This window comes from Stenotrophomonas sp. GD03654 (assembly GCF_029845105.1).
GTDB classification, from domain to species: domain Bacteria; phylum Pseudomonadota; class Gammaproteobacteria; order Xanthomonadales; family Xanthomonadaceae; genus Stenotrophomonas; species Stenotrophomonas africana.
This window is the reverse complement of sequence record NZ_JAOCLC010000001.1, coordinates 231,116-241,342: the sequence shown is the minus strand read 5'-3', so window position 1 is coordinate 241,342 and position 10,227 is coordinate 231,116. Positions and strand designations below refer to the sequence as shown.

The following is a 10,227-nucleotide window of genomic DNA, read 5'->3' as shown; positions in this document are numbered from 1 at the left end:
GTCGCGTCAGTTTAAGGTCACTTCTTGAATTGATTGACACATGCCGTCAAGGATCATAGATTTCTTCCTGACACTTTACGCAGGAGGCATCCTTGAACGGTCAACGTATCGGCTATGTCCGGGTCAGCAGCTTCGACCAGAACCCGGAACGCCAACTCGAACAGGTTCGGGTGGACAAGGTATTTACCGACAAAGCGTCGGGCAAGGACACCCAGCGGCCGGAACTGGATGCGCTGCTGACCTTCGTGCGCGAGGTCGACACCGTGGTGGTGCACAGCATGGATCGCCTGGCGCGCAACCTCGACGACCTGCGCCGTCTGGTGCAGAAGCTCACCCAGCGCGGCGTGCGCATCGAGTTCGTCAAGGAATGTCTGACCTTTACCGGCGAGGACTCGCCGATGGCAAACCTGATGCTGTCTGTGATGGGCGCGTTTGCCGAGTTCGAACGCGCCCTGATCCGCGAGCGGCAGCGCGAGGGCATCGCGCTCGCTAAACAGCGCGGTGCTTATCGGGGCCGCAAGAAGGCGCTGTCACCCGAACGGGTAAGTGAATTGCGGCAGCGCGCGGAAGCAGGCGAGCAGAAAGCGAAGCTGGCCCGCGAATTTGGCATCAGCCGCGAAACCTTGTACCAGTATTTGAAGACGGAAAACTAAACATGCCGCGTCGCTCCATACTGTCCGCCGCCGAGCGGGAAAGCCTGCTCGCATTGCCGGACAGCAAGGACGACCTGATCCGGCATTACACGTTCAGCGATACCGACATGTCCATCATCCGGCTGCGACGCGGGCCAGCGAACCGCTTGGGCTTCGCAGTTCAGCTCTGCTATGGGCCGAGGTCAGCCAGGCCGAAGCGAAGCAGCGTGGCGCGTTCGTGGAGGACGCATTGACGGAAGCCGATGCCCTGGCCGCTGTCGGCCAGGATGAACGCCAGGAGGAAAGGGGCATGACGAAGCCGCACCAAGACGATGAGCCGTTTTTCATCACCGAGGAAGTCGCGGCCGAAATGATCGCCGGCGGCTACGAGTTCGAGCCGCCGCCCATTCCTTGCACCATCCGCCTGCGCGACGTGCTGGAGCGCATGACCGATGCCGAGCTAGCATTGGAGCCGGGCGAGATCGCCGACCAAGAGCGTGAACGCCGACGGTGCAAGCCGTGTTCAACCTCATGATCTGCACATGGTATTTTTCGTGGCACTTAATCTGCCCGTGCTTGCAAACTGTTGTCACTAAAGGATTTTATGTGCTTGTTTACAATCGAGTGGGAGTGAATTGACGTCCTTCGAGGACTATCGCCAGCTATCGAAAAACTGACGTAACGTGTTGATTTAGAAGAAAATACGTCGCAACAGCTATCGGTAGCTATCGCCGGCCAGCAGAAAAAGTTGACGGTAGAGCTGACGGTAAAAATCGAGGCCGGATTAAGACACTCTCGTTCACTATTCAGACTTTTACCGTCTTTGACGGTAAAAGCCTTCTCGGGAAAGCTTGTTTCATGGGGCTTTCCGGGCATCAGCAGGTCTCCAGGTCCCTGACGGTAAAACCTGACGGTAAATCCGTCACATGCCGGAGGAAACCTCGATGCTGACCGACGCCGCACTACGTAATTTCAAGCCTAAGTCCAAGATTTATAAGACTTCTGACCGAGACGGGATGTACGTGACGGTATCGCCTGGCGGAACGATCACGTTCCGCTACGACTACCGGCTCCACGGCCGCCGCGAGACACTGACCCTCGGACGCTATGGCCCTGGTGGCATCTCGCTGGCAATGGCGCGCGAACTGCTGCTGGACGCGCGCAAAGCCGTTCTCAAGGGTGTCTCGCCCGCGCTGGAAAAGCAGCGTGAGAAACGCCGGGTGGTCGCCATCAAGACCTTCGGCGCGGCGATGGAGACGTGGCTGGCCAACGCAAGGCTGGCCGACAGCACCCGCGCCATGCGCAAGCACATCATCGACCGGGACATCCTGCCGGTCTTCCAGAATCGCCTGCTGACCGAAATCCAGGCCGAAGACCTGCGGGCCTTGTGCAACAAGGTCAAGGAGCGTGGGGCGCCGGCGACGGCGGTACAGATTCGGGACATCGTGAAGCAGGTCTACATCTACGCCATCGCCCACGGTGAGAAGGTGGATAACCCCGCCGACAGCGTGGGCGCGGCCTCGATCGCCACCTTTGTGCCGAAAGATCGTGCCTTGTCTCCGCTGGAGATCCGGTTGTTCATGCAGCAGATGGAATCGGTGGCGACCTATCCGACCATCAAGCTGGCGCTGCGCTTGATCCTGCTGACGCTGGTACGCAAGAGCGAACTGATCCACGCCACCTGGGATGAGGTCGATTTCGAGAGCAAGACCTGGACGATTCCTAAGCAGCGGATGAAGGGGCGCAACCCGCACATGGTCTATCTATCGCGCCAGACGCTCGACATCTTCGTGACGTTGCACGCCTGCGCGGCGGGATCAAGGTTCGTTTTTCCGTCTCGCTATGACGCAGAGCGGTGCATGTCCAACGCCACTTTGAATCGCGTCACGGGGCTCGTGGTGGAGGCGGCAAAGACCAAGGGACTGCCGCTGCAACCCTTCACCGTCCATGACCTGCGCCGGACCGGCTCGACGCTGTTGAACGAAATCGGCTTCAACCGAGACTGGATCGAGAAGTGCCTGGCGCACGAGGACGGGCGTTCCTCGCGCTCGGTTTACAACAAGGCCGAGTACGCCGAGCAGCGGCGCCACATGCTGCAAGAGTGGGCCAACCTCGTCGATGCCTGGGGCGGTGGGCAGACGTACGTGCCGAAGCTGTTACCGGCGAACGTGGTGGTGCCGGCGTTGAGCGCGATAGCCTGAAACAGTTGCTTGGTTGTCACTTGACAACCAAGCAACTCATCCCCATACTGGAGATCATTGATGGCTCGTTCCCCTCATCCGAAGAAAGATGTCGAGGAAGCTCTCAGGCATGCCGAAGGGCAGGGCTGGCGCGTCGAAGTCGGCGGCAGCCACGCTTGGGGGCGGATGTATTGCCCTTACAACGATGAAGAATGTCGCTGCGGCGAGTTCTGCATCACCAGCGTATGGAGCACGCCGAAAAATCCCGGCAACCACGCGCGCGCCTTGCGGCGCGTCGTGGACAACTGCATCACGCACCGGCCGCAGCGCGACGCTGATGATGGTGCCAAGGAGTAGCGCGATGGAATACACCTTCACCCTGAAATACCAGCTCGCCGACGACGACCGCGATACGGATGCACTGGTGGAGCGCCTGGGCGAAGCCGGCTGCGACGATGCCTTGATCGGCATTGGGCAGCCGGGTCGGTTGGCGCTAGAGTTCACCCGCGAGGCAGCGGATGCGGACGAGGCCGTGCGTAGCGCGCTGGCCGATGTGCGCGGCGCCGCGCCGACCGCGCGATTGATCGAAGTAGCGCCGGATCTGGTGGGTCTGACTGACGTGGCCGACATTGTTGGCGTGTCGCGGCAGAACATGCGCAAGCTGATGCTGGCGCATCCGGGCAGCTTTCCGGCGCCGGTGCATGAAGGCAGCGCGTCGATCTGGCATTTGGCGGACGTATTGGCGTGGTTGCAGGCCAAGGGCAGCTACTCGCTGGCCAAAGACGTGTTTGAGGTGGCGCGAGTGGCCTTGCAGGTCAACGTGGCGAAGGAGGGGCAGCGATTGCCGCGCTCGACATCCAAGGCACTGGAGGTTTTGATTGGATGAGCGCCGCTGCTTGGCCTTATGCCTCGCTCGAACCCGCCCGGACAGGGCGGGTTTTTCGTAAGTGGACATCCGGTTTCGATACGCCGGCGCGCGGAGCCTGCTTTCGTTCTTCGACCCAGGCTTCCACTTCTGCCAAGTCCCATACCACGCAGCGTGGCGTCAGGTTGAAGCGACGTGGGAACTCACCGCGACGCTCCATTTCGTAGATCGTCGTTTCGGCGAGGGGAACGATCTGCCGCAGTTCCTGCCGGCGAATGGTGCGACGGAAGGGAAGGACACTGCGCGTTGGAAATTGCGGCAAAGCCTCGTAGGCATCCGTGCCTGGCAAGGGGAGGCCGACATCGGTGCCGGCGGTATTGGGGGCTTGCGATAGCTGTTCCACCTCGGACTCCATGGTTCTGCTGCATGGAGACATGGTGAAGTTCAATACCTATCGGGACAACTTGCTGCGGCGTAGTGGAGCGGGTTCGATGTGGTACTTGGATGTTGCGTCCCGGCGTACCGCCGTCGGGTTCGCGGGCTGCGCCCCGCGCTTCGTGCCGAATCGCGGCCATCCGGCTTTGATCCCTGACGCCTTCGGCCCTGTTGGGCCTGCGCGCTGCGCTTGCTCAACGGCGGGTGTGTGCAGTGGGCGGGGTGTGGGCGGTCTTGCTGTTCCCTTCACCATATCACGGCGTTCTCGCCGTCAAGGGCGGCGCGCGCTTGTGCGCGCTTGCGTCCTGGCGGCCGTCTGCGACCCCTGACTGCTTGCGCTGCGCCGTGCTGGCGACGGTTCCGGGCAATTCCGCCCAAGCAACCGGAGCACGATCATGTCGCAACTGTCTTTTTCCTCGTTCGATACCTCACTGATGGTGCGTGATGCGCAGGGCCGCTACCTGCTGGCGACGACTGACCAGATTCTGGAGGCCGCGCGCCAGGCTATCGAGCACAAGATGCAGCGCGGTGCGTCATTCAGTTCGCCGGTGGCGGTCAAGGAGTACCTGCGCGCCAAGCTGGCTGGGTTCGAGCACGAGGTGTTCGCCGTGCTGTTCCTGGATACGCACCATTACTTGATCGAATATGCCGAGATGTTTCGAGGCACCATCGATAGCGCATCGGTGTATCCGCGCGAAGTGGTCAAGCAGGCGCTGCGGCTCAATGCGGCGGCGGTCATCGTTTCGCACAACCACCCGAGCGGGAATCCTGAGCCGAGCGCGGCCGACAGGGCACTGACCCAGCGGCTCAAGGAGGCGCTGGCACTTGTGGACGTTCGCATTCTGGATCACATCATCGTCGCGGGCGGCAACACCACATCATTCGCCGAACGCGGCCTGATCTGACCAAGGGGGCTTCGGCCCCCTTTTTGCTGCGTCCGGTGGCGCAACTCCGGCCCGCGCGGGTCTGCGCGGGCCTGCGCGCTTCGCTTGCCGAGAACCGGGGAACGTGAAGGTGCAAGGGAGGCGGTCTTGCTGTTCCCTTCATCGTGCCACGGCGTGCTCGCCGTCAAGGGCTGCGCGCCGATGGCGCTTGCGTCCTGGCGGCCGTCGTTGACCCCTGACTGCTTGCGCTGCGCCGTGCCCCGGAAGGGTCGGGCAACTCCGCCCGGCAACCTTTCAGGAGTTCACCATGAACAACGCACTCATCACTGACGAGCAGCGCGTCGTGCTGCTGGCCAATGGCTGCAAATCACTGGAGAACCCGGACTTCGATCCGGCGCCCGTGGTCAAGCTGTTCACGCCGGATGCCGGCGCGACCTGGCTGCTGACCGAGATTGATCCCGACGACCACGACCACGCCTTTGGTCTTTGCGACCTGGGCCTGGGGATGCCGGAAATCGGCTGGGTCAGCCTGGGCGAACTGGCGACCGTGCGCGGCGGGCTGGGCCTGCCAATCGAACGTGACCTGTCTTTCCGGGCCGAAAAGCGGTTGAGCGCCTATGCGCGTGATGCGCGCCTGGCTGGGCGAATCGTCCAATGATTTGCGCGGGGCGTCGCAAGAAGCCCCGTTCAAGGTCTCAGCAGATCCGGCAGGCAGTCGGCGAATGCCGGCTGGATCTTGCTCACCGGCTTGGCCACGGCTTCATCGCCGGTGAGGACAGCCATCGTCATGCCGGTCATGGTCGTCAGACCGTTCGAGCTGCGCAGCACTTGCAGCGCAAGATCGACCGGGAAGCCGTCGGCACTACGCCGCAGCGGATGAATGCCGCCATGCACGAATGAGTTCATGCCGTGCCAGGTCACATCCTTGAAGTGCGAGAGCATCTGGTGCGCGGCTGCCGGCACGCCTTGTCCGACTCGCTTGCCGATCTGCTCAATCATTTCGCTGGCGCCAGGCAAGTTCTTGGCTGCCTGTTCGCTCTGCTGCGTCAGTGGCGCCAGCAACTTGTCGATCGCTGTGTCGCTAGCTGCGTAGAGCAGCCAAATTGCCCGTGTCAGGGCCTCGAACTGCAGGCGCATGAGGCCGACGGCAGACGTGGGCAGTCGCAGCGACATCAACGCTCGCATTGCCGCCGCATGTTCCATAGCCACCAAGCACATGCCGAGGGCTGATTCGCCACGGGGCGATCCATCGAACTCGGCATTGCCCAGCAATTCATCCAGCCGTTCGTGCAAGGCATTGGAGCGGTGAAGCATGTGCTCCAAAGGATCGTCGTTGTTGAGGATGGTTTCTTCCATGGAGGGATGGTAGGACGGTCGTGCGTCCCCGGCCAAGCAGACATGGCCGGTCGCGCTGTCGTGCTTCGCATTGAACCGCCTGCGGCGTCTCGCCCCTGATGGGCTTCCATCGTTCCCTCGCTCCGCTCGGCTGACGCCGCCGGCCCTGATTCCTAGATCCGGGCCTGCGCGCTTCGCTTGCCGTGCGGTCGGCGTGTCGAGGGGCCGTTGCCATGTCCAGCCGTCTCCCCTGACTTCATCACCTTCACCGCGACTGTAGCCCGCGCCCGTGTGCCGTCAAGGCGCGCAGGGCCGTGTCCTCGGCTGCGCCTGCGGGCCGCACCAACCCTGCGCTTGCCTCCTTGACGGCACCCGTTCGCGCGCTCCTGACCGTCGCGGGCGATGAACTCAGGAAAGACGGTGGCAACAGGGCCAACCGGGTTCCTCGTGCCGACCGCACCGAACAGCCGAAAGGCTGGGCTTCCGAATCTAGGAATCCGGTGTGCGGTGTGAACAGCAAACCCTTTTTTCTTTGTCAGGAGAAATGCCATGCAACTCGCATCCCGCTTCGCTTCCCGTTCCCCGGTGCTGCGTTCGGAACGTCCCTTGTCCGACGACCAAATCCGGGCCGTGGCCCCGTCCATCTTCGCGGACGCCCCGCACGAAAGCCGCTCCGAGCGATACAGCTACATCCCCACCGCGACCGTGCTGCAAGAACTGCGCGGGGAAGGTTTCGAGCCTTTCATGGTGACGCAAACCCGCGTGCGCCACGACGACCGCCGCGACTACACCAAGCACATGATCCGGCTGCGCCACGCCAGCCAGATCAACGGCCGCGAGGCCAACGAAATCATCCTACTGAACTCCCATGACGGCACCAGCAGCTATCAGATGCTGGCCGGGATGTTTCGTTTCGTTTGCAGCAATGGCCTTGTCTGCGGCGATACCGTGGCCGACGTGCGCGTGCCTCACAAAGGCGACGTGGCTGGACAGGTGATCGAAGGCGCATACGAAGTCCTGCACGGCTTCGACCGGGCGCAGGAATCCCGCGATGCCATGCGCGCTATCACGCTGGACGCAGGGGAATCGGAAGTGTTCGCCCGCGCTGCGCTGGCGTTGAAGTACGACGAGAACAAGCCCGCGCCCATCACGGAATCGCAAATCCTGATGCCGCGCCGCCATGACGACGACCGCCGCGACCTGTGGAGTGTGTTCAACCGCACGCAGGAGAACTTGACCAAGGGCGGACTGTCCGGGCGAAGCGCCAACGGACGCCGCCAGCAAACCCGCCCCGTTCAAGGCATTGACCAAAACGTGCGCCTGAACCGCTCCCTGTGGCTGCTGGCCGATGGCCTGCGCCAGTTGAAAGCCTGAATCCCCACGCGGCAGGGGCAGGCAGCAGCCCTTGCCGCTTCTCTCGCTGCTGCATCCCTAACCGCAAGGAGTTATCACCATGAACGCCGTACTCAAAACCGAAACCGTCGCCATCGAAGCCGCCGCGCCGCTGGAAGCGGCAGACCCGACCAAGAACCTGATCTTGGTTCCGCTGTCGCAACTGTTGCCGCGCCGCTCCAGGCGCAACGTCCGCACGACCCCGCGCCAGTCCATCCCCGAACTGGCCGCGAGCATTGCCCGCATCGGCCTGCTGCAAAACCTGATCGTCATCCTTTCCGCGGACGGCGAGGCTTACGAGGTGGTGGCCGGTGATCGCCGCCTGACCGCCTTGAAGCTGCTGGCGAAGAAGAAGCGCATCCCCGCCGACTATGAAGTGCCGTGCCTGCTGGTGGCCGATGCGTCCGCCCGTACCGTCAGCCTCGCGGAGAACGTGCAGCGCGAGAACATGCACCCCGCCGACCAGTTCGCGGCCTTCGCCGCGCTGGTCAAGGAAGGCCGGCCCGTCGAAGACATTGCCGCCGACTTCGGCGTGTCCCCGCTGGTGGTGCAGCGCCGCTTGAAGCTGGCGAACGTCTCGCCGCGCCTGATGAACGACTACCGCGCTGGAACCGTCACGCTGGAACAGTTGATGGCCTTGACCATCACCGACGACCACGCAGCGCAGGAAGCCGCGTTCTATGGTGCGCCGGAATGGCAGCGCAGCCCGTCCAAGCTGCGCGAGCGCCTGACCGAGCGCGAAATCGACGCCGCGCACGCGCTGGTGCGCTTCGTCGGGCTGGACACCTACCGGCAGGCAGGCGGCGGCATCCGCCGCGACCTGTTCGCAGAAGGCGATGCCGGAACCTACCTCACCGATACCGCAGTGCTGGAAACGCTGGTGCGCGACAAGCTGGCAACGCTGGCCGAGGACGTGCGCGCCGAGGGCTGGGCGTGGGTGGAGGCCGTGCCGCATCTGGCCTACGAGGAACGGCAGGCGTTCCAGAACGCCCCGCGCCATCGCCGCGAGCCGACCACCCGCGAGGCCCGCCGCATCGCCTCGCTGGAAACCCGCCTCGAAAAGATCGACGCCGAACTGGAAGAAGCCTGCGACGCCGAGGACGAGGCCAAGGCCGAGAAGCTGGAACGGCGGCGCGATCAGGTGATCGGCGAACTGCAAGACGCGGAGGACGCCTTACAGGGCTATGCCCCCGAAGTGCGCGAGGTGGCCGGTGTCATCGTCACCATCGACCGCAACGGCGAAGCCGCCATTCATCGCGGCCTGCTGCGCGAAGCCGAGGCCAAGGCGCTGCGCACGCTGGAAAAGCTGCGGCGCGGTTTCGGCAACACCGAAGGCGAAGTCGCCAACGACGAGCACGAGGACGCCGACGACGCACCCAAGGCCGCGAGCCTGTCCGACCGGCTGGCGCAGCGGTTGAGCGCCCACCGCACGGCGGCGCTGCAAATCGAAGTCGCCCGGCATCCGCATGTCGCGCTGGCCGCACTGGTGCATGGCATGGTGCAGACCGTCTTGCAGCCCGACGCCTACGGCGATGGCCTGCCGCTCGGCGTGCGCCTCACGGCGCAATACCGGCTGGAAGGCATGGCACCGGACTGGCCGGAATCGCCCGCCGCCGTGGCGCTGCGCGAACTGCAACAGGTGGCCGGTGAAGCCTTGCCGGAGGACAGCGCCGAACTGTTCGCCGCGCTGCTGGCGAAGCCGCAAGACGAACTGGTGCGACTGCTGGCCGTGTGCGTGGCTTCCACGGTGGACGTGGTGACGCCCCGCGCCACGACGCACCATCGCGGCGAAGAACTGGCGCAGGCCGTGGGCCTCGACATGGCCGCATGGTGGAAGCCGACCGCAGAAGGCTACTTCAAGCACGTTTCCAAGGCCGTGATTCTGGATGCCGTGGGCGAGTACGCGCCCGAGCAAATCAACCGGCTGGCGAAGCTCAAGAAGGCCGACATTGCCAGCGAAGCCGAGCGGCTGGCCGATGGCACGGGCTGGATGCCCGCCATCTTCAAGGCCGCAGATCCGCAGGATGCCGCGCAGGAGGAAAGCCCGGAGCAGGACGCCTCGGAGGATGCCGAAGCAATGGCGGATGAACCCGCCGAGGTGCTGGCCGCTTGACCCGCGCCGAAGGCAAGCGCCCCGGCCTCGACCGGGGCGCTTCGCTGGAAGGAGAAGCTCCATGATCCACACCGCCACCAGCCGCCGGCGCATGGCGGCGATCTACGCCCCCGGCACAGTACGCGCCCGCCGCTGGCACGGCGCAGGCGACGTACGCGGCTATCGCCTGCCCTCGGGCTGGTCGGCCCGCGCCGACCTCACCGACATTCATCCCATCACGGGCCGCGCCTTGCCGCGCGCCTTGTGGTGGCTCATCGAGACGAAGGAATAACCGCGATCAGCACCGCGCCCAGGCCGTTCCGTCCTGGGCGCGGTGAAATGCAAATCCGGTCGCGGTAGTGGCCGCGCGCGGTGTTCAAGGCCAGCAGCCGATTCAGAACGCCGCCGCCTT

General features: G+C 63.9%; 12 protein-coding genes and 2 pseudogenes. 12 read left to right on the top strand and 2 right to left on the bottom strand.

The window, feature by feature from the left end; translation table 11 throughout:
- Nucleotides 1-92: 92 nt before the first annotated feature.
- The 7 genes and pseudogenes from N5J73_RS01125 to N5J73_RS01095 all read left to right on the top strand — a co-directional run bounded on the left by N5J73_RS01125 (nucleotide 93) and on the right by N5J73_RS01095 (nucleotide 3,698).
- Nucleotides 93-653 carry a recombinase family protein gene (locus N5J73_RS01125; RefSeq protein WP_279940470.1) on the top strand — a complete coding sequence of 187 codons (561 nt, stop codon included), beginning with the start codon at nucleotides 93-95 and terminating at the stop codon, nucleotides 651-653.
- A gap of 2 nt (nucleotides 654-655) precedes the next feature.
- Nucleotides 656-826 (top strand): annotated as a pseudogene (locus tag N5J73_RS01120) (DUF4158 domain-containing protein); the annotation flags it as partial.
- Nucleotides 811-939, top strand: a pseudogene (locus N5J73_RS01115) (resolvase); the annotation flags it as partial. The pseudogenes N5J73_RS01120 and N5J73_RS01115, both read left to right, overlap by 16 nt.
- A gap of 3 nt (nucleotides 940-942) precedes the next feature.
- Complete coding sequence (locus tag N5J73_RS01110; protein ID WP_180738480.1) at nucleotides 943-1,167, top strand: hypothetical protein; 225 nt, start codon at nucleotides 943-945, stop codon at nucleotides 1,165-1,167.
- A gap of 409 nt (nucleotides 1,168-1,576) precedes the next feature.
- Complete coding sequence (locus tag N5J73_RS01105; protein WP_150359707.1) at nucleotides 1,577-2,833, top strand: tyrosine-type recombinase/integrase; 1,257 nt, start codon at nucleotides 1,577-1,579, stop codon at nucleotides 2,831-2,833.
- 60 nt (nucleotides 2,834-2,893) lie between these two features.
- Nucleotides 2,894-3,169, top strand: a complete 276-nt coding sequence (locus N5J73_RS01100; protein WP_150359708.1) for a hypothetical protein — start codon at nucleotides 2,894-2,896, stop codon at nucleotides 3,167-3,169.
- A gap of 4 nt (nucleotides 3,170-3,173) precedes the next feature.
- Nucleotides 3,174-3,698 carry a DNA-binding protein gene (locus tag N5J73_RS01095; protein ID WP_154352383.1) on the top strand — a complete coding sequence of 175 codons (525 nt, stop codon included), beginning with the start codon at nucleotides 3,174-3,176 and terminating at the stop codon, nucleotides 3,696-3,698.
- Nucleotides 3,699-3,714: 16 nt separating this feature from the next.
- On the opposite strand, the gene N5J73_RS01090 is transcribed toward N5J73_RS01095, so the two are convergent.
- Entirely contained in the window at nucleotides 3,715-4,092 is a 378-nt protein-coding gene (locus tag N5J73_RS01090) for an AlpA family phage regulatory protein (protein ID WP_150359710.1), read from the bottom strand.
- Between the two features lie 415 nt (nucleotides 4,093-4,507).
- Here N5J73_RS01090 and radC point away from each other — a divergent pair, with 415 nt between their 5' ends.
- Both radC and N5J73_RS01080 read left to right on the top strand, forming a co-directional pair.
- Nucleotides 4,508-5,017, top strand: coding sequence for a DNA repair protein RadC (gene radC / locus N5J73_RS01085; RefSeq protein ID WP_154352384.1), 510 nt, complete (start codon nucleotides 4,508-4,510; stop codon nucleotides 5,015-5,017).
- 286 nt (nucleotides 5,018-5,303) lie between these two features.
- Complete coding sequence (locus tag N5J73_RS01080) at nucleotides 5,304-5,654, top strand: DUF2958 domain-containing protein (RefSeq protein WP_154352385.1); 351 nt, start codon at nucleotides 5,304-5,306, stop codon at nucleotides 5,652-5,654.
- Between the two features lie 29 nt (nucleotides 5,655-5,683).
- Here the strand turns inward: N5J73_RS01080 and N5J73_RS01075 are convergent, their stop codons facing one another.
- Nucleotides 5,684-6,352 carry a hypothetical protein gene (locus N5J73_RS01075; RefSeq protein ID WP_154352386.1) on the bottom strand — a complete coding sequence of 223 codons (669 nt, stop codon included), beginning with the start codon at nucleotides 6,350-6,352 and terminating at the stop codon, nucleotides 5,684-5,686.
- Nucleotides 6,353-6,880: 528 nt separating this feature from the next.
- Between N5J73_RS01075 and N5J73_RS01070 the strand changes: the two genes are divergently transcribed.
- The 3 genes from N5J73_RS01070 (at nucleotide 6,881) to N5J73_RS01060 (ending at nucleotide 10,107) form a co-directional block, all read left to right on the top strand.
- Complete coding sequence (locus N5J73_RS01070; protein WP_154352387.1) at nucleotides 6,881-7,705, top strand: DUF932 domain-containing protein; 825 nt, start codon at nucleotides 6,881-6,883, stop codon at nucleotides 7,703-7,705.
- Nucleotides 7,706-7,784: 79 nt separating this feature from the next.
- Complete coding sequence (locus tag N5J73_RS01065) at nucleotides 7,785-9,836, top strand: ParB/RepB/Spo0J family partition protein (protein ID WP_154352388.1); 2,052 nt, start codon at nucleotides 7,785-7,787, stop codon at nucleotides 9,834-9,836.
- Nucleotides 9,837-9,897: 61 nt separating this feature from the next.
- Complete coding sequence (locus N5J73_RS01060; protein WP_154352389.1) at nucleotides 9,898-10,107, top strand: hypothetical protein; 210 nt, start codon at nucleotides 9,898-9,900, stop codon at nucleotides 10,105-10,107.
- Nucleotides 10,108-10,227: the final 120 nt, after the last annotated feature.

Excerpts from the sequence above, each read along its gene's own strand:
- N5J73_RS01110 (WP_180738480.1), top strand. The coding sequence starts at position 943 with ATGACGAAGCCGCACCAAGACGATGAGCCGTTTTTCATCACCGAGGAA.
- N5J73_RS01105 (WP_150359707.1), top strand. The coding sequence starts at position 1,577 with ATGCTGACCGACGCCGCACTACGTAATTTCAAGCCTAAGTCCAAGATT.
- N5J73_RS01100 (WP_150359708.1), top strand. The coding sequence starts at position 2,894 with ATGGCTCGTTCCCCTCATCCGAAGAAAGATGTCGAGGAAGCTCTCAGG.
- N5J73_RS01095 (WP_154352383.1), top strand. The coding sequence starts at position 3,174 with ATGGAATACACCTTCACCCTGAAATACCAGCTCGCCGACGACGACCGC.
- N5J73_RS01090 (WP_150359710.1), bottom strand. The coding sequence starts at position 4,092 with ATGGAGTCCGAGGTGGAACAGCTATCGCAAGCCCCCAATACCGCCGGC.
- radC (WP_154352384.1), top strand. The coding sequence starts at position 4,508 with ATGTCGCAACTGTCTTTTTCCTCGTTCGATACCTCACTGATGGTGCGT.
- N5J73_RS01080 (WP_154352385.1), top strand. The coding sequence starts at position 5,304 with ATGAACAACGCACTCATCACTGACGAGCAGCGCGTCGTGCTGCTGGCC.
- N5J73_RS01075 (WP_154352386.1), bottom strand. The coding sequence starts at position 6,352 with ATGGAAGAAACCATCCTCAACAACGACGATCCTTTGGAGCACATGCTT.
- N5J73_RS01070 (WP_154352387.1), top strand. The coding sequence starts at position 6,881 with ATGCAACTCGCATCCCGCTTCGCTTCCCGTTCCCCGGTGCTGCGTTCG.
- N5J73_RS01065 (WP_154352388.1), top strand. The coding sequence starts at position 7,785 with ATGAACGCCGTACTCAAAACCGAAACCGTCGCCATCGAAGCCGCCGCG.
- N5J73_RS01060 (WP_154352389.1), top strand. The coding sequence starts at position 9,898 with ATGATCCACACCGCCACCAGCCGCCGGCGCATGGCGGCGATCTACGCC.